Annotated in this window: 10 protein-coding genes and 1 pseudogene; 3 read left to right on the top strand and 8 right to left on the bottom strand. The window is 51.0% G+C overall.

Features of this window, described 5'->3' with window-relative positions; translation table 11 throughout:
- Window positions 1-58: 58 nt before the first annotated feature.
- The 3 genes from PAEVO_RS05750 to PAEVO_RS05740 are packed head-to-tail and all read left to right on the top strand — an operon-like array spanning window position 59 to window position 3573.
- Window positions 59-1393, top strand: a complete 1335-nt coding sequence (locus PAEVO_RS05750) for a spore germination protein (RefSeq protein ID WP_100536682.1) — start codon at window positions 59-61, stop codon at window positions 1391-1393.
- Window positions 1386-2489: a GerAB/ArcD/ProY family transporter gene (locus PAEVO_RS05745; protein ID WP_100536681.1), complete on the top strand. Its 1104-nt coding sequence runs from the start codon at window positions 1386-1388 to the stop codon at window positions 2487-2489. Before PAEVO_RS05750 ends, PAEVO_RS05745 begins: the two co-directional genes overlap by 8 nt.
- Before the next feature lies 1 nt (window position 2490).
- Window positions 2491-3573 (top strand): Ger(x)C family spore germination protein, encoded by a 1083-nt coding sequence (locus PAEVO_RS05740; RefSeq protein ID WP_100536680.1) that lies wholly within the window; start codon window positions 2491-2493, stop codon window positions 3571-3573.
- A 147-nt stretch (window positions 3574-3720) separates the two neighbouring features.
- On the opposite strand, the gene hisC is transcribed toward PAEVO_RS05740, so the two are convergent.
- From hisC to PAEVO_RS05705, 8 genes and pseudogenes are all read right to left on the bottom strand, one after another.
- A complete protein-coding gene (gene hisC / locus PAEVO_RS05735) occupies window positions 3721-4848 on the bottom strand; it encodes a histidinol-phosphate transaminase (protein WP_100536679.1) in 1128 nt (375 codons plus the stop codon).
- 33 nt (window positions 4849-4881) lie between these two features.
- The gene (locus PAEVO_RS05730) at window positions 4882-5187 is read right to left on the bottom strand and encodes a Dabb family protein (protein WP_100536678.1); all 306 of its coding nucleotides are present in this window, start codon (window positions 5185-5187) and stop codon (window positions 4882-4884) included.
- A gap of 217 nt (window positions 5188-5404) precedes the next feature.
- Entirely contained in the window at window positions 5405-7009 is a 1605-nt protein-coding gene (locus PAEVO_RS05725; RefSeq protein WP_100536677.1) for an alkaline phosphatase family protein, read from the bottom strand.
- Window positions 7010-7137: 128 nt separating this feature from the next.
- Window positions 7138-7302: pseudogene (locus PAEVO_RS33685) on the bottom strand (hypothetical protein); the annotation flags it as partial.
- 58 nt (window positions 7303-7360) lie between these two features.
- The gene (locus tag PAEVO_RS33680) at window positions 7361-7543 is read right to left on the bottom strand and encodes a hypothetical protein (RefSeq protein WP_165789616.1); all 183 of its coding nucleotides are present in this window, start codon (window positions 7541-7543) and stop codon (window positions 7361-7363) included.
- 205 nt (window positions 7544-7748) lie between these two features.
- Window positions 7749-12584 carry a GH92 family glycosyl hydrolase gene (locus tag PAEVO_RS05720; RefSeq protein WP_243390636.1) on the bottom strand — a complete coding sequence of 1612 codons (4836 nt, stop codon included), beginning with the start codon at window positions 12582-12584 and terminating at the stop codon, window positions 7749-7751.
- Between the two features lie 56 nt (window positions 12585-12640).
- Window positions 12641-14302 (bottom strand): S-layer homology domain-containing protein, encoded by a 1662-nt coding sequence (locus PAEVO_RS05715; RefSeq protein WP_207797450.1) that lies wholly within the window; start codon window positions 14300-14302, stop codon window positions 12641-12643.
- Between the two features lie 23 nt (window positions 14303-14325).
- Window positions 14326-18585 (bottom strand): PA14 domain-containing protein, encoded by a 4260-nt coding sequence (locus PAEVO_RS05705; protein WP_100536674.1) that lies wholly within the window; start codon window positions 18583-18585, stop codon window positions 14326-14328.
- Window positions 18586-19155: the final 570 nt, after the last annotated feature.

Below are 19155 nucleotides of genomic sequence, written 5' to 3'. Positions count from 1 at the left end.
ATAAATCAAAGGCTGCGATGGAAAGGATATCTAATATATGTGTCGGGGGAGTGAAGTTATGGATCTCAAAGAAAGCCTGGCTGAGCATTTCAAAGCGAATGCTGATTTTTTCAATGTTGAAATTCAATTGCTTCAGTATCAAGTTCAAGTGATCGGTTTAGATTCTTTAGTTGATCTTCCCCAGAGTATCGCTTCACTGCAAATCCAAACCTCAAATATGATTGAAAATTCCCTGTCGCCCGCTTCACTTCTTAAAAATCTAGGCGAACTTGTCGAACCCAAACTGGAAGCGGTTATTCCTGACATCATGAAGGGCAACCTGATCGTCCTGGAACCCTTGTCGGGAACTTGCAGCGCCGTCCTTCCGATATCGAAAAGTGTCACCCGCTCTGTCTCATCGCCAGAAACGGAAAATACGTTATACGGCTCAAGCAGCGCTTTTCTGGAAGATATCAATACGAACATCGGCATTCTTCGAAAACATTGCACCGGATCCTCCTTGCAAGTCGAAACTTACACCGTCGGGAAGAGTCATCCCAAATCCTTATTGTTAATCTATCAGGAAGACCGAATCGACCCCCGGTTACTGCAATCCATTCAAGCGAAAATCAAGGCGGGTCTGGATCAGGAAGTTCACCATATTCAGCATCTCGAGAACATGCTGGGCGTAAACACGTGGTCGCTCGTAACCAACTTCACCATGACGGAATTGCCGCAAAATGCGGCTCACTCCCTTCAGCAAGGCAAGGTTGTGTTCATGCTGGACCGTTATCCGTTCGCAATTATTTTACCCAGCCTTGTCATGGATATGTTCTGCATGAAGGACGATCATAATTATCCTCTCCCGTTCATGTATCTGATCCGACTCCTGAGAGTTGTCGGCGTCTTGATCGCGACCATTATTCCCGGGCTTTATGTGGCCTTGGTGTCCGTCAATCCTGAAATTCTGAGGCTTCAGCTGGCCTTATCGATTGCGAACAGCCGGCAGGACGTCCCTTATCCCGCCTTTGTCGAGACGCTGCTGCTCCTCATCGTTCTGGAGCTCATCTTGGAAGCGAGTGTCCGTCTTCCGAAAAGCGTGGGACCCACCATTACGATGGTGGGCGGTATTATACTGGGCCAAGCTGCCGTATCCGCCAAACTGGTCAGCAACCTACTGATTATCGTGCTGGCGGGTACAACCATTGCTTCTTCCACGGTAGTGGGATTTCAGAACTCTGTATCTGTTCGCGTGTTCAAATATCTGCTGATCATTTTATCCGCCATCTATGGCATGCTAGGGCTGCTTGCTGGAATCGTCGTCGTCTGCGCCTATATGGGCCATCAGAAAAGTATGGGGATTCCTTACTTATCATTACCTACATTAAATCAGAAGGATGAGCGAAATGGATAAAAGTGGTTATCATGCAACCATCCTGTACGTGGTTTGTCATATGGGGCTTATCTTTTTTCTCTATCCCTCCGATTTGTTTTCAGGCATGAAAATGGGGCACTGGATCGGAATCACCATAAGCTATGCGCTGCATGCAGTCGCCCTCTTCATGTACATTAAAGGCCTGCAATGGGCCGCCCAGCGGAATGTAGTGAATATCGTGGATGTGTTCCGGAGCGCCGGTAAATATCTCGCGTGGATCTTTTTGCTTCCTGCCTTCTTTTACTTTGGTATCGCTATTATCATAACGCTTAGGGCCTATTCCGAGATGTTGAACCTGGTCTTTTTATCAACCACGCCGCTGTGGGCGATCCAGTTGTTATTGATTGCTATTGCTTTTCTCATGGCTTGGCAAGGCATGGCCAGCATGGCCCGAACCAGCATCCTGCTGGTCATTCTGTTCACATTCCCCATCATTTTTGTTCTCTGCTTTAGCTTTCAAAACGTGGATTGGTATTATTTGATGCCGATCATAGACCCTGAACAATCGTTCCAATTTCTTGCGAAACCCGATTTTCTAGTCAGTTTATTCGTCTATGCTGGCGGCTTCTTTTTCCTGGGACTGTTACCGCCATCCATACATATTAGCATCAAGAAAATGATGCTGGGCTGTCTTCTGCTGCTTCCCATGTTCTTGTTATCGGTATATTTGCCGCTTCTGACCTTTGGGCAAGCGACCGCCGAGTTATATCAATTTCCCATGCTGATGACCATAGACACCGTGAATATCACTTGGCTGTTGTTCGATCGGGTCACGATTTTTTTCTTATTGAGCCTGATGGCGTTTGCGCTGCTGTACTTGGGAGTGACATTATGGGTTCTCGTTACGCTTACCAAACGGGCTGCCCCAATGATTCCCAATATCTATCTACTGATTGCTCTGACCGCCGGTTTGTTTGCCATATCCATCGCCATCCCCAACTGGGATTTCCTTAAGAAGCTGCAAGTGTGGATTATTCCTCTGCGACTGTATATTTTCCTGGTGCTTCCGCTGATCACGTTTATCATCGGATGGCGGCACAAGCATAAAGCAAACCGTGCAACGGAGGTAACATAAAATGGACAACCCGGTCATCATCCGCCATGCCTTGAAGTGCTTTCTCATGCTGGCCGCCCTGGTTCCCTTGCTTACCGGCTGCTGGGATATCAAAGACATTAATCATCGCTCGCTTCCGGTGATCATGGGCATTTCGTTAACCGAGGAGAATCAATACAAGGTGTTTTTGGATATCCCGGCAACGAATGATACAAGCACCGTAAATATCGTTTCGGATACGGGCGATACCATCAATGAAATCATCGATCATATAAGCATGAACATGGAGACTCAAGTGGATCTACTGCATTTGAAAATCGTCATCGTGGATAAAAAATTTGCCCGAAACGGCATGGAAGACATCATTTCCGCATTCAATCGTTCCAGAGATATCTCCTCCAAAACGCTTTTTGCTATCAGCGATCAAGGGCTGGATCAATTCTTTTCGGATATGGCAGCGAAATCCAAACACAGCGGTAATATCGTTTATGACTTTTTCGAAAAAAACGCCGGCTGGAACCCTCAATTAGCGGATACGAGGGTATGGCAAATGTTTCGCAGCATTCATTCCTATACGCATGATGTCATCGTCCCCATTATACGTTCAGGAAAATCCACAAGCATCGAATGCATGGGTTCGGCCATCATCAAGAATGGCAGGATGACGGGCCGAATCGGCCCCGATGAAACGCTTGTGGCTAATGCCTTTTATGGAAAAAGCGCGTTCGGCAAAGTAGAGGTCATGGAAAGCGCCACCGTACAAATCATAAGCAACAGGCTTACCCATCACAGCTGGATGCAGGATGGCAAACCTTATCTTCGAAGCCATCTTAGACTGAAGGTTACCATCCTGGACTCTAGGGGGCATCCGACGGAAGGGCAGATCACCGAGAAGCTGGAAGAACTGCTCACCCTCCGGCTGAATCAGATGTTTCAAGAGACGCAAAATGAACAAGCGGATATCTTGGCTTTGGGCCAATTTTTCAGAAATCATCTGACCCGAGAACAGCTGCGGGATTGGAGAACGACTTACTACCCTAATCTGGATTTCAAGCTGCGAGTAACGACCGTCATTGAGAATCGAGGTAATCTTAAAGATTTGTAAGTCCAGGATACGGATTGGACCACATAACAATCCATCAAAAAAAGGACCGCACCTGCGGTCCTTTTGATATTTCGCATACCTGCTCTTGCTGCTGGCTTTTTTGCCGGATGACCAGCATCCCCTGTAACGCTTCATACTTACCATGGGTTACGTTGTATGCATTAAGACTTCGCCCAAAGCATCCAGCAGCTCTTGATTTTCTTCCGCCGTTCCTACCGAAATCCGGATATGCCCAGGCAGTCCCCAACCTTTGGCGTATCGGACGATAATCCCCCGCTCCAGCAGCTTATGGTACAGGGTATCCGCATGTTCTCCAAGCTCTGCCAGAATGAAATTGCTCATGCTCTCGTCGTAAGGAATCGATAACCGACTCAGTCCCTCATAGATTTGCTGTCTGCCTTGTTCATTCATCCGGCATGATGCCTGGACGTGTTCCTCATCCCCAAGTGCCGCCGATGCCGCTGCTTGTGCCAACGCATTGACATTAAACGGCTCTTTAACCTGAAGCAATGTGCGGATAATGCCTGCTGAAGCTGCTCCGTAGCCGACGCGAATACCCGCAAGACCGTAGATTTTGGAGAAGGTATTCAGGGTGATGACCGGATATCCCATCTTGATGAAATCGATCCCGTCCGAGTAATCAGGCGCGGTCGCGTAATGGCGATATGCCGTATCGATCACAACCAGTACGCGAGTAGGAAGACGGTCCAGAAGCTTTTTCATTTCAAGTTCGGGAATATAGGTGCCTGTTGGATTATTGGGTGTACACAGATACACGATTTTGGTTCGTTCCGTAATCACGGACAGTATATCTTCCGCAGAGAAGGCAAATTGTTTGCGCAGCGGTACCCTAATGACCGTACTGGACATAAGAAAAGCACCAAACTCATATTCGCTGAATGTCGGATCAGGAACCACGATCTCGTCGCCAGGCTCAAGGTATGCCCTAGAAATCAGCATGATCAGTTCATCGCCGCCGTTTGTCACAATGAATTGATTCGCCGCCAATCCCAAGTGCTCGCCAAGCGCTTGCGCGAGACCCGAAGAGCGTTCGTCGGGATAACGGTGCAGATCAGACAACCGCTCCTGAATGGCTTGCAATGCTTTGGGCGAAGGACCGAGTGAATTTTCATTGGAAGCCAATTTGATGACGCGATCCAAGCCGTATTCCTGCTGTACTTCCCAGATGGGCTTTCCTGCCGTGTAAGGCTTCAACCGTCCTAATGCCTGCCGCGGCGTTACCTGCAACTCTTTATCTTCCCCTGCTTGATTCAATGTGTTCGCCCTCCGTTACCGCGTATTCATCTTCTACACTTCGCTGTAATCGATCTCCAAAAACTGTTCCACTTCCTTCTTCCAGCGGTTCTCGACGAAATCAACATGCTGCGGATGCACATTATAGGCTTCATAATCGGCTTCGTTATCAAATACCATCGAGAAGCCGAAATCATATGTATTTTTAGGACTGATTTGTTTAAATACCTTAAACGCTTGAACCGTTGGAATCGTACTGAGGGCAGATCGCCCATCCTCCAAAAAACGATGCTCCTCCGCCGATCCTTTCTCATGTTTAAGTGAAAAAATAACGGAATGAATGATTGGGTTGGTTGTCATGTTTGTCCAGCTCCTTATTAAGATTCGTATGAGGCTGATGATCTTGTATAACTTGAAGTACTGTGGCTAGAGTTACATCATATTATAACGTCAATCGTCAAATAAATCGCTACGAAAAAGGCACCCTTTTCCATGAAATCGAAAAAGAGTGCCTACTATCTTGCAAATTTCACAACAATGGCATCGTCATAAAACATGACTGTATAGCCCTTGCAAATTATTTAGTCTTCTGAACGTGATTCGTCAACAAATCAAGTAGATATGCTTTTAGATCAACCATTCGTAAATTCGCCGGCTTTTCGTTGGTTCCAACAATGATCAGTGGGACAAGCGACTCCATACGTCGGATCGAGCCATGGCCCCCGCCCCCCTCATGCGTTGGTGAACTGCGGTCCGCCAATTCGTATCCCGGTTTAGCCGTCACGACCAAAAATTCACCTTTATGAGAGTTCAGCGCCCCGGACAGCCTCTCCAGCACATCGGGATACTGCCCGTAATCCAAGGTCCGATCATCGGCATTCAATTTAAGGTCCAGCACCTCGGCATCCTGCTTCACGGTCCATGTCTGTTTATAGCGATCGACCAGGTTACCTTTCGCCTTATATCGGAGTTCTTTCGAAGTGGATCCCTGAATGGCATGAATCCATTCATTTTCTTTCCAAGCAACAAAATCGATGCGGTCGTCCTTGCTTAGGATATCCGCTAAGCTTCTCAAAGAACGACTCGATTTGAAATTATATACATAAGCCATCGTTTCATTGACTGCGAGGGCGACCTCGGTCTCCGCTTTCACCTCTTCGCCCGGCTTTAGAACGGAGATGCCTTTCAGCATAGCGGGCATATCAATCTCCGAACGTTGTTCCGCCGGAAGAAGCTGTGTCATTCCGCTGTCCCCAGCGATGACGAAAATCGCTTCGTTAAACGCTTTTTCCGGGGATCCGAAGGCATTTAATAAGGATTGGAGCTGCTGATCCACCTTTTTGACGCCTTCGAGCTCTGACGGACCTTTTTTATGAAGCTTCTGGTCCAGGTCCGGCAAATAAACATACAAAAAATCCGGAAGCTTGTTGGCTTGAATCAGATAGCTAACGGCTTCGATTGCATACTTATTGTTCAGCCCCATCCGATCGTTGAGATCATCAGGCAGATTCTCTTTACCTTCTAGGGGGTTCGACAAGGCTCCCAAGGTTAAAAAATCCGGGCCTTTGACTTTTATTTTTTTCTGCAGGGAAGTCGGACCTTGAATCCAATCCGGGATCGTCAGCGTATGCTCGGTCGTTCCACGATAAATCAGGCCGTTAATCGATCCTGATTTCAAGCCGAACCGGGCTAATTCTTCGTGGATTGTACGTGAATTCGGATTTAGATGTTTTCCGTTCAAATGGATTAAAGCATCGGTCAGGACCGGATTGATGCCTTGCCTGAGGATTTCCATCGGTCCTGTTCCGTAGTTGATCATCTTTTTATCGTCGGATGAATACCATAGGAGCCCCGGTACGCTATGGCCATTCGGATATTTTCCCGTCAACATCGTGCTGTCAATCGTGACGGACATCGTAGGAAAAGAGCTGACCAGATCCTTATAATATTGTCCATGTTCAATCAAATATTGAAAGGTGGGCAGCTGTTTTTGAGATATGCCCTTATCGATCGCCTGTGCCATTAATGAGTCGACCATCAGAAATATGACTTTCTTATGAGTGTTCCCTTGTTCGGATTTAACCCGCAGCAAATCCTGTTCGGCAGGTTTTTGATGCTGGCATCCCGTTACCGTGATCAGCACAAGGGACAGCATTACGATGAACATCCTGTTTATCCGCATTTCGCATTCACCACCTTAGTACATTTTGTCACTAAAGTGGACATGTCATTCGAGGGATATTTTGCATATTCCTTACGCATGCACGTCCAAAAAAGAGAAGGACTTTCGCCCTCTCCCCAATCACCATATCAGCTTTCCACTGCTCTCCCCTGTGGTTTCGTCAGTTTGAAAAACGATGCCGCACCCAGCACGGACGTAGCAAACAAAATGGCTCCCATCGGCACAGCTGTGGATTCGTCAATGCCAACCAGCGGTGACACGATCGAACCCTTAAATAATAGAAGGATTAGCATTGCGCAGCATTTAATCAAGATCCCACCAATAAAGACATCTACTGCTTGCCAGCATCCATCAGGTGGCGGGGTAAAAGTTCATACGTTTATACTCATAGGTGCATGTGCTCATTAAGCTGTAGCCATTTTGGTTGGTCATGTTGAGCAGATTGTTGTTGATCGGGTCAAACAGGAGGTCGCCGCCGCGGCGACTGTAGCTCTCTTGGTGATCAGTGCGCCCCGCCTGACTACCAGCAAACATGTTGAGCCTATAATACATAAGCTGATCCAATGAAGGAAGGTACTTTTATTTTTAGTTGTTAGTCGTTAAGCATTATGCTAAAGTTCTCCATATCATTTTTACATGCTCACTTCGACGTTCAGTGTAAGTAACGGTAGTGACTGGAACAGGAGAAAAAAAGCGTCCACAAGCCTTAAATAAAAGACTTGTGGGACGCTTTTGCTTTTTATTGCCGGGTAAATTCTGCCCGGTCAAAGTTTCCGATATATTTATAGGTGGAGTTGGTTGATCCGGTCAACACAAAATACACATCATGAACGCCGCTGAGCGCCTCGGTCAGTTGCCCGGTGGCGGTTTTGTATGTTCCCCACCCGCTTGCCGTTGGAGGCACCGGTATCGTTCCGATCAAGATGCCGTCCACTCCGCCTAGCCGAACCTCTACAGCGGATTCCGGGGCACAGTTCGTGCTGTTGCTGGAATACTCAATGGACAGCTGATTCACGCCCGCGCTGCCAAAGTCCATTCCTTTGTAAGCCAGCCATGCCCCGTCAAACGTATTGGCAACCTGCAACCCGCTTTTTCCCGATTCCGTCTTCAGCGGACCACGGTTAGACGGGTTAACGTCGGAGGACCACTCATCATAGGTTTCAAGCTCGAGTTTGGCATAGTCGCTGCGGAGCTTATGGTAGCCCCAAGTGAACGAGTCGAAATTTCCGATATAAGGCAGCGAGCCTGTGGTGCTGCCTTTCATTACAATATACAAGTTCTGCTTGCCCGTCAGCGTCTGGTTCAGGAGCGCATCCGCCGTTTTGTAATTGGTCCATCCGCTGCCGGTCTGCTTGAGGGCCGCCGTTCCGACAAGCTTGCCATCTACGCCTCCGAGCCGGAATTCAAGCACAGCGTCAGCCGGTGCTCTGTTGGAAGGCGCCGTGTATTCCACGGAAATAAGGTTGCCTCCCTCCGCCCCGAAATCGATATCGTCAAACGACAGCCATGCCCCGTCAAATGTATTGGCAACCACCGTCCCGGCATTGCCGGTTTCGGTTTTGAGCGGATTGCCGTTGAACGTATTGACCGCCGAAGACCAGCTGCTTCGGTCCTCGAACTGGATCGTTCTGGTGTCGCCGACAGGCGGTTCCGGCTCCACCGGATCATCCGGCAGCACCGTCTCCGGATCTGGGATCGGTAGCGGATCAGGCTTCGTTCCAGGCTCTTCGGGCTGTTCAGGCTCCGGATCGGGAACCGGTTCAGGCTGCGATACAATCGGTTCCGCCAGCCACAGCGAATTATAAATATTGCCGTCATAGGCATCCACCAAGTAGATGTTCACCTGAAACTTGCTAGCGTTCACGTTAAACGTTTGGGAAATGTTAAAGTCTCCCGTGTCGACCGGGATGCCGCTTGAAACCACCGGCTGGCCGCTGCCGTCCATCAATTGAATGACGGCAAGGGCCGAATCGACATAGTCTCCTTTTAATGTTCCGGCCACTTCGACCCGCATGTTGCCGGTTCGCTTCACCTCGGCGTCCAGATCGAATACATCCCACTGGATGTCCGACGTATACACTTGATCCGATAACAGCGCATACCCGGCGGCCAGGCCCAGGCTTTCATCCGCCTTTACCCGGACCTGTACTTGACCCGCATCGTACGCAACCGGCCCAACGGTCTGAGGGTTCGCCGTCACGGATCTCCAGCTTTTGCCTCCATCGGTGCTATATTGATAATCCGTCGCTTTCTCAAATCCCGGCACATAGGTCCAGCCAAAGGTATTCGCCTTGTCGTCCACAACCGGTTCGGTCGGTGCAGCAGGCTTCTCCAAACGCTTCACCGCATTCAGACTGAATTCGAAGGCGAGGTCTGAGCTGGTGGCATTCACCTGATGGACCTCGGCGGCCAGCACGTTTGTGCCTTTAACAAGATATGACGGATCGATCCGATAGACATTAGGGTCGCGTTCATTGTTCACAGTCGCATTGGCGAATGTGTCATAGGATACCGGTCCCTGCGGCATGTTGGTCCGGATGATTTCGTGTCCGTTCAAATACACGACGGCTCCGTCATCGCAGATCAGGCTGCCTTCAAGCTCCAGAATATCGTTCACATCCGTCATCTCAAACGTTTTGCGGAAGTATGTTGTGGTGTATTTACGGTTGGCATCCGGGCCGTATCTAACCACTGTTTTGGCATAATCCGTATTGTCGTAGCCAAGCGGCGCCTGTCCTGAGCTCCAAGCACCATCATCATATGCTACACCGGTCCAGTCATCGCCCGCGTAAAGTCCCTGGTCGAAATACTTCCATTCCTCTTCCTCGGCAATTAGCTGCTTACGCGACAGGCTGTTATCCACCTCCGTACCGTAATCGTGCGTCGGCGGTGCCGCCTCCGGGGATGCACCCCACTCCGTATTCGGCTCCGATCCCATATCAAATGCCAGCACGCCGCCTTTCATTATATCCTCATAGCTGATCCAGGCTTGATCGAAGGTTTGTCCGTTCAGCGCCGCCGATTGAATGAAACGATTTTGGCTTGAAACGCCGTTTGCCTTGATCGTAAACGTCTTGCCTCCGTCCAGATGCAGCTTCAGCTCCGAGAAGATCGGCGATCCGATCAGGAAATTAGCGTCGCCCGGATTGCCAGGGAAGAGGCCCATCGCGCTGTATACGAACCAGGAGGACATCCCGCCGGCATCATCATCCATGGAGGGAAGATAGCCTTCGGGATCGTCCCGGTAAACCCGGGATTTGATCGGGTATGCATACAGACCGTGGTTGTGATACCGCTGGGTCACCGCTTCCGTTGTGTACTGTCTGGCATAATATTGGGTCAAATAAGGCATGCCCAGGTAATTAAACAGGTACGGGGCTTCCAAATCGGGTTCATTAATCGCCACGTATTCGTTTCTTTTAAAGAAATCTTGAAGCTGCTTCGCCATTTCTCTTTTGCCGCCCATCAATTCAGCCAGCCCTTTTATATCCTGGGAAGCCGACCAGCGGTAAGTCCACAGATTGCCTTGATAAGCATACTTGTTCACAGTGGTGATATCCACTTTGCTGACGCTCGTACCATTTGGAGTGAAGAAGCCGTATTTGTCTCCATTTTCGTCGACCTGGTCCGGATTCCACAGCTCCTTGTAGGACAACGCGACTTGCTTATATTTATCGTAAGTGTCGCGGTCTCCGAGCATCTCGGCCAGCTTCATCGGGAAGTACCCGCTTCTGGCTTTCTCTAACTTGCCGGAAATTTCGCCGTCGTTCACAGAGAAGTTGTCCGCATCCACCGCCATGCCCTGAAGAGCGGCGTAGGCGTCAAAGTCTCTGAATCCCTTCGCATAAGCATCCAGAATGACGGCACCGTTGAATTCGTTTCTTACGGTAGGGCTCGGCCAGTAGCCTTCTCCCCACTGCGTATAGGCGCCTCTGGTTTCGTACAGATCAACGAGAGATTTGACCATGTTGTTATAGGTTTGCGGCTCCAGCACAGAGAAGAGCGCGTACTTTCGAAAATCATCCCATGTGGTCCAGCCGTTGTAATACTCGAAATCATCGCCAAGCTCGGCAGTTTGACGGATCGAGTTCTCGTCTCTGCCCGCCTTGAAAGTGCCCGAGGAGCTGCTTACCTTATTCGGGTGGAGGAACATATGGTACATTTGCGTGTAAAAGATTCGCTTGTTCCGCTCATCGCCGTCGGTAATTTCAATTTTGCCCAGCAGCTCGCTCCAAAGGTTTCGCACTTTGGCATGCTGCGCATCAAAATCCCAATCCGCGATATCATGCTCGCGCTCGTATTTCGCTTGTTCGATACTCACAGGAGAAAGTCCGACCTTGGCTTGGACCACTTTGTTTGCAGCCGTATTGAAATTGACCCATACTCCGCTGTTGGCACCCGTGCGTACAGCCTCGGTACCCACAGAATCGCCCTGCCAGGAAGTGTAAGAGTCAAAATCATGATCAAACGTGATGGAGAAATACATCGTGTAATAGCCATGGCCGCATACGTTCTTCGACTGAACCATGCCTGATATTTCACGGTTGTTCTCTACTTTTAGATTGGCATTCACCATGCCTGCATAAGCGTTGGAGAGATCCACCAGCACCGAGCCCGTTCCAGCCGCATCCGGAAACGTGTACCGATGAAAGCCGACATTGTCCGAAGCGGATAGCTCCACGCCGACTCCGGAATCCAGGTTCACGGCATAATAGCCGGGGGATGCCTGCTCGCTGCTTTTGTCATATTTTTGCTTGTACTCGCCGCTGTTTTTGGTAAAAGCACTGGTCTGCGGCATCATCAGAATGTTCCCGCCCCCGCCGCTGCAGCCAACGCCGCTGAACCGCAGATGCGAGAATCCTTTCAAATGCTTGTCCTCGTAGTGGTAACCGCTGAAAGCCCCGCCATCGCTGTCCGGGCCCAGGGACACCAATCCGAAAGGCGTTGTCGGCCCCGGGTTCGTCTGTCCGTTGTCCCCCAGCGTGTTGATAAACGGATCTACGTAATCGACGGGAGCCAAACTCACTGGCGGGTAAGCCGGGGTTTGACCGGCATCCACGCCATGCAGTTCAAGCTCATACAGACGGACCGTGTTGCTGTCGTATGCCCCCTGGCTTACGTAAAATCTGAAGTAGCGGGCCGTTACGGGCTCGGATAGATACCGGTCCACAATCGTTTGCGCGTTGTTTTTGACAACATCGACATCCTTCCAGCTCGTTCCGTTATCGCTTTTTTGCAGTCGGAAATCCCTGGTGTTCCAGAACGGAGCGTTGCTTTTTTCGTGAATGGCGGCATTTTGAACCACCCATTGGTTAATGGTATATTCCTTGCCCAAATCAAGCTTAAGCCATTTGATTTTGGCGTTGGTATTGTCGCACCATTTGGTGTCCGTTTTGCCGTCAACGGCAAATCCGGGACCTTCATTGCTGTTGCACTGTCCGGATGCGGTCACCTGGGCTCCCAGTGCCACGTTCCTTGTCTCTGCGCCCGCAACCGCCGTGGATGAGGAAGCTGCCCATGCGAAGCCTGCGGATAACGCAGGCTCCATGAAACCGTACAGCAGCAGTACTGTCATGAACATTGAAATGATCTTTTTTCCCATTATGCTTGGTTCCCCTCGCTTTCAACTTATCAAGACCGATCTGCGATCAACCGATGAATCATCACGGCCACTTCGGCCCGCGTTACCGAACGTTTCGGGTTGAAGCTCATGCCGTCCCCTTGAATCAAGCCGAGCGTCCAGGCTTCATGCACAGCCGCCATGGCCCATGTGGAAATCGACTCTGCGTCGGCAAAGGCCGACTCGCCCTGAGTGGTTTCCTCCAGGTTGAGATATGCCGCCGCACGGATAAGGGCGACCACCGCCTCTTCCCGTGTAATCGGGTCGTTTGGTCTGAACGCCCCTTCATATCCCGACACAATGCCAAGCGCTGCAGCCTTTGTCACAAACTCCGTGTAATAGCGACCGGTTGGTACATCCTTGAACGGATTCGCTCCGTTTACCGCTGAATTGTTCCCTTCATGTTGAATCGATCTCATGATCAGGGTTACGAATTCCGCACGGGTGATGCCGCGGTTCGGTTCATAACGTCGTTCATCTACACCGGTAACCAAGCCCTTGGCCGCAAGAGCTTTCACGGCGTCTTCGGCCCAATGCCCAGCCATATCGATAAAGCTTTTGTTATATTCCAAAACGGCATAGTAGGAAAAATGATCCGCCATAAATGTGAAGGTACCGTTCTTTAGCGTCCCAGGCACATGTTCAATACCGCTGCCGTCAACGTAATACACGCCGGCAAGATCGAAAGAGATTTGTTTCTCCTGTGCCTCCGTCAATTTAAAGCTAACCACAGCCGGTTTGGTCAGATTATGGACTTCCGTCACGTTGTTCCCCGAGACGATCTGGATGACCACGGAGAGAACGACATCGGTAGCGGAATAGTCTGTTTTGGATGATAAGGACCGCTGAATCAGGGCCCGCGCTTCCTCCGTATAAGCTGCCTTGAGCACTATGCGGATCAGGGCTGACTTGTCATTCGGCACAGCGATGGAGCCTGCAGGGAGCCGAACCGTCCGGTTTCCTGACGTGACGATCAGATCCAAATTCCGCTTCACGAGAGCATGTATCGATCCTGCCGCCAATTCCAGGGCGGAGCCGGATTCGCCTGCGGACGCGGGCAATTCAATCGTCACCGATTCCTTGGCCTGGTTAACAGCCTCTGCCATCGTGTCTTCGCCGACGATATACCGCCCGTCCGAGGTTAGCTCCGGATGGATGATCGAGCCCGCTGCGGAGCCGGCACCTGCTGGAATGCCGCCGGACGAGCTCGGCGGAGGCGTTACGCTGCCTCCACCGCCGCTCGAGCCGCCGGAGCCCGGACTACCCCCACCGGGATTCCCGCCACCATCGCCGCCATCGCCGCCTCCCGGCGGATTTACAGGTGCTCCGGCAATTCTAAACGTCCTTGAATCCGTGGAGGAGCCGGTGCCTGCCGTGACCGTATAGACGCCGGAAGGCGCCAGGTCTTCATCGGCCGGAATTCCTACCGTCGTTGAGTAACGGCCGGCCGCTGCTGCGATAACATCGATATACAGCACCGTTTGGCGAGGCGTTACCATCTTGACCACCACATCCCCAGCCTCAACCGGAACGGTGCCGGAGATCGTGATTTCGTCGCCCCGCTTCACTTCCGATGCGCTCAGCGACAGCGAGAAGTCCTCCGCCGCGAACACCGAAGCCGGCGAGAGTATGAACAGCAATATCAGCATAAGTGCCACGTTTTTTTTCAACATCGTCAATCCTCTCTTTCTGTCCGTCATCGAAGCTCGACCGGTTTCGCCAAACGGACCGGCACCTCAGGATCGCTGTTAAATTCATCGAATACGAATACTTTGACGCTGTATTGATCCCCGCTCACGTTAAAGTATTGCGAGATCTCAAGCCGATCCCGTTGAATCGGGATGGCGTTGATCAAGAGTGGTTTGTTGCCGTCCATGAGCTCAAACACAACATAAGCATCGCCGCTGTATTCTGCCGTCTGTTCCACGACGACATCTACCTTGAGCTGGCCTTCTCTTGTAAGCTGACCGGATAACTGGTACGTATCATGGACGCTGTTCTCCGTAAACGGCTTATCGGATGCCAGATGCATACCGGCTGGTCTTCCGCCGGCTTCATCCGCCTTCACGCGCACCATAACCGTTCCGGCAGGATATTGGCTATCCCCGACCGGGTGCGGATTCGCGGTTACGGGTTTCCAGGTTGCTCCGCCGTCGGTGCTGAACTCGTAATCGGAAGGCTGCCCATATCCCGGCACATTCGTCCAACCGAACGTATTACGACCGTCGTCCACAACCGGGGCCGTAGGTGCAGCCGGCTTGTTGCCCGAGGTGGTGACCGTCGCGGCTGGCGAATTGTCCCGCTTATCAACCGCTTTAACGGCGAATGCATAGGTCTGGTTCGGGTCGGTGCCTTCTACCAAGTACTGATAACTCGTTTTGTCTCCATCAGCCGGAACGTAGGCGCTCCAGTTTGGACCAAGCTTCCCGTTCACCTCATAAATTCTATAGCCCCGGACGGCATCTTCCGTGTCCGTAACTTTCGGCGAGCTCCAGGAGAGCACCGTTTTTCCGTCTCCCGATTTGCCTGCGGACAACCCTTCCACGGCTTCCGGTCGTGCGTCATTTCTTACAATGGTGTACGTGTCCATCGGCGTCGAGTCGCCTGCAATAAAAGACTGCATCGTCAAGGAAGTCTCCGTTACCTGAATCCCTGTGTACACCGGCTTGTAAGGCTGGCTGTACTTGGCTGCGTAATATTTGTCCACATCGTCTCTGACGCCGTAATATTTGCGCCCCGCCGCGTTATTGATCAGATAGAGCGTCCCGTCCGGATCGATGACGCTGCCGCTTGCGTCCGTAACCACGTTCTGGACCGGCTTGTCATTATACATTTGATAGGATCTCATGAAAGTGTGATCGTGGCCTTGAAGAACGAGATCAATCCCCAGCTCATCTATGATCGGATACAGTTTTTCTCTCAGCTCTAAAATATCGCGGTCGACCGCATGGCCGCCAACCGAGTAAATCGCCTTATGGAAGGCCACAACCTTCCATTTCTTGTCGGTCTCGGCGACTTCTTTTCTCAGCCATTCGATCTGTTTCTCGAAGGATTCATGTTGAGCGCTGTCCCACGGAATATCGCCGGTGTTCAATACCATGAAATGCACCGGTCCGTAATCGAACGAATAAACCGCCCCCTTCGGTTTGGAATCGGTAAACGATTCGTCCGGCATGTTGAAATGATAATAAAAATTGTTATGGTTAGGTCCTTCATGGTTCCCGATGGTCGCCATGAGCGGCAGATTCATCAGGAGATCCTGAGGCTGTGTGAAATAATCGTGCCACTGCTCCTCGAGATCGCCGACGTCCACCATATCGCCGGGCATGACCAAGAATTTCGAATTCGGAAATTGCTGAAGGCCTGAGCGGAGCGCACCCGCCCATGTTTTGTAATCCTCGGTGTTGCCGCCCTGAGAATCGGTCATGTACAGGAACGAGAACTCCTTCTCGTCTTTGGCCTTGGTCGTGATTTGTCCAGTATTGCTCCAATATCCGCCGCTGCCAACCCGGTATTGGTACGTTACTCCCGGTTCAAGGCCTTCGGCGAGCACCTTATGCGACAGATACGTACCGCTTGTGGAGCGGGTAATGCGGACATGGATCACCTCGCTCGTTCCGCGAAAGGACTTCATCGCTGGTGAATCAAATGCTTGTCCAGCCGGCACGATCTGAACTTCGCTGTTCAAGATGCCCGCCGGTGCCGAATCGGGATTCGGGTACTGGGTGTACCAGGCGAAACTGCGTCTGGTTCCCGCATCACCATGAAGAGACATGGCAATATCAAATGGCGCATAATCAACGACTTCCGACCGATTATCCGCATGAATAGCAAAGCTGTTCACATTCGTGCCGTCGATCAATTGCAGGCCGGCTTGCCCATCATACGTCACGTTCACGGTTTGAACCGGCGTTATCGGTTCCGCGACCTTCAGTGATATACCGGACGGATCGCTGCCTTGCTTCACTTCCAATATGGAAAACGCCTGACCGTCGGCCGTCACCGCAAGGTGATCCTTTAACGTACCTGGCAGCGAGTCCAACTCCGACAGCATGTCAAGCGAAACATTCAGGCCATCGGCCGTAACCGTCGCCCGGGCGGGACCGTTATAGTCCTCCGGCAAATAAAAGACATGGTCGGGAACGATCTCTTTGGCCAGCGACGGTGTAGACCAGCGCAGATACAGATTGGAGCCGCCAAAATCTTCGAAGTACTCCACTTTGAAGCTATATTTCACGCCTCCTTGCAGTGTAACTGGATTGCTGGTCTGTTCCTTATCCCAATCATTCACCCAATGATCGACGATCAGTTGATCATCGATCCACAGCCGGAAGCCGTTGTCGCCGATCATGTGAAAGGTGTAATCATCCGTTTGAGGCGGCATGATCTGACCGGTCCAGCGGACATTGGCTTTATCCGACTGGCCGGTCAGCGATTTCAGCACCGGATCCAGGTTCGCAAATTCAATCCGAGAGTCGATAACCGTTCCTTTATAATCGCCAAATTCAAAATTGCTTCTGCCTGTGTAATACTCTCCAAGCAGCCCCTGATTTTTGCCGATAACCGGAGGCAGCGTATCCGAGCCCTTCAGCTCCAAAGAAAAGAAAAGGTCGGAGCTGGCTCCGCGGTCCTGGTGCACTTCGGCCGCAATCACGTTCTTGCCGTCCACGAGCAAAGCCGGATCGATTTCGAAAGCATTCTCATCGCGTTCGTCTCCAACGGCACTGGATGCCGTAGTTGTGTACGTAATTGCCCCGGACGGCATATTCGTGCGGTACACTTCCTGTCCGTTCAGGTAGATGACTGCCCCGTCATCGCGAATCAGTGACGCTTCCAGTTGTTTGATGTCGGCAGCGCTAGTCACCTGGAACTCATGGCGGAAATACGTTGTCAGATACTTGTTGCCTGCATCGGGACCGTACTCGATGCGCGTATTCAGGTCCTGTCCTTTGCCGCTTGATGCATATCCGAGCGGAGCCGCCGCTTTCTTCCAGCCGCTGTCATCGAAATTTGGCTCTCTCCAGGCTGTACCCTGATTCGAGCCGTTATCGAGATAAATCCATTCGCTATCCTTCGCGATGAAATTCAATGAAGAAGCAATGGACGCCGCGCCAGCTGCCCTAACCGTTACGGTGGCGGAGTCCTGATGCGCCCCATCCACCGTTGCCACCCTAATTTCTACCGTTCCTTCGTGCAGGCCCGTAACGACCCCGTCTGGGCTGACGGAAGCGACGCCCGGATCATCGGATGTCCAGATCAGGGCTGGTGGTATGCCTTGCCCTTCCGGTGAAACCGTGGCAGAAAGCTTTTCCGTCTCCCCTTCCGTCAATTCCAGCTCCGGCTTATCGATACGGATTCCGGAAGGCGTGATAGCGGCGCCAGCCGGCGAACCTATGGCTTGAAACTCGTAAATATTGGCCGTGTATGAACCAGTTACAGCATTCGGTTCGCCTGGATGTGTGATGTTCAATTTAAAATATCTAGCCTCCACCGGTATGTCTAAGGAATGTGTAGTTTGGTCATATGTGTTGCCGGTGACCGTGACGACAGGCGTCCAGTTTATATCATCGTTACTGATCTCGATCGTATAATCCCGGGTATTGTAGCTTGCCGGCTCACCTGCCGCTCCTGCGTGAGACAGCACAAATTGGCGCACGAGAGCTTCGGCGCCTACATCAACTTTTATCCAATACGGGCTGTCTGTTTCGGGCAAGTTGGAGTCCCCCGCATAACTCCATTTCCCGCTATCCTTGCTGCCGTCAATAACTTTGGACGGAGCAAATGCCTCTGATATGTATCCGTTCGCCGTTGCCTTCACCCCAGCACCGGCAAACACGTTCGAATCCGCTGCCGAAACGCCCGTGATCGACATCGGGCTGTACCCTGTCGACAACAGTGAGGTCAGCAGCATGATGAGGGCAAGTACACGGCTTGTCAGCACAATCCTTCTATTCAATTTTCTATTCCCTCCCTTATAACATATAAATGTACGTATAAAAGGATACGGGCTTGCCCCCAGTCATTCAATCCATGCATGGTAAAGGGAGGATTAAAACTTTGTAAAACCTTTGATTTATTCATCAACTACGAATGCGTTAGATAGAATCATGGCAGATTTCTTGGTGCTGCATCCAGACAAACCCGCTCCCGGAGAAGCCGGGCTTGGGTTGTCCGTAAATTTCGGTCACTACTAGGAGATCGGAAGTGAGCTGAGCGTCCTCGCCTTCAATTGTGAAAAGAGGGGAGCTTGCATGAGCGGGGACTGTCATCCATCCAAGCAGCAGAGAATTCGCCCTCCTTAATCAGAAAGGCATGGGAACCGTTATACCGGCATCCATGCTCCGAGGAAGAAAACGAGGCAGTTGAGCCATGATATAATTCTCTCGTCCAACGATTGTACGGCCACGATCTCGGTCAACCGCCTTAAATGCTTTGTTCACAACATGAATCGGCTCCATCCACTTGTTATTCAAATGATCCGAATTAAACAATCAAACATTTATTTATTTTGTTAAAAAAAAAAGAC

It is taken from the genome of Paenibacillus sp. GM2FR, assembly GCF_002803325.1.
Classification (GTDB): Bacteria; Bacillota; Bacilli; order Paenibacillales; family Paenibacillaceae; genus Paenibacillus_AQ; species Paenibacillus_AQ lautus.
The sequence above is the reverse complement of the archived record's forward strand: the minus strand, read 5'-3'. Positions and strand labels throughout refer to the sequence as shown.

Coding starts and splice junctions, on each gene's coding strand:
- PAEVO_RS05750 (WP_100536682.1), top strand. CDS start 59: ATGGATCTCAAAGAAAGCCTGGCTGAGCATTTCAAAGCGAATGCTGAT.
- PAEVO_RS05745 (WP_100536681.1), top strand. CDS start 1,386: ATGGATAAAAGTGGTTATCATGCAACCATCCTGTACGTGGTTTGTCAT.
- PAEVO_RS05740 (WP_100536680.1), top strand. CDS start 2,491: ATGGACAACCCGGTCATCATCCGCCATGCCTTGAAGTGCTTTCTCATG.
- PAEVO_RS05730 (WP_100536678.1), bottom strand. CDS start 5,187: ATGACAACCAACCCAATCATTCATTCCGTTATTTTTTCACTTAAACAT.
- PAEVO_RS05725 (WP_100536677.1), bottom strand. CDS start 7,009: ATGCGGATAAACAGGATGTTCATCGTAATGCTGTCCCTTGTGCTGATC.
- PAEVO_RS33680 (WP_165789616.1), bottom strand. CDS start 7,543: ATGTTTGCTGGTAGTCAGGCGGGGCGCACTGATCACCAAGAGAGCTAC.
- PAEVO_RS05720 (WP_243390636.1), bottom strand. CDS start 12,584: ATGACAGTACTGCTGCTGTACGGTTTCATGGAGCCTGCGTTATCCGCA.
- PAEVO_RS05715 (WP_207797450.1), bottom strand. CDS start 14,302: ATGTTGAAAAAAAACGTGGCACTTATGCTGATATTGCTGTTCATACTC.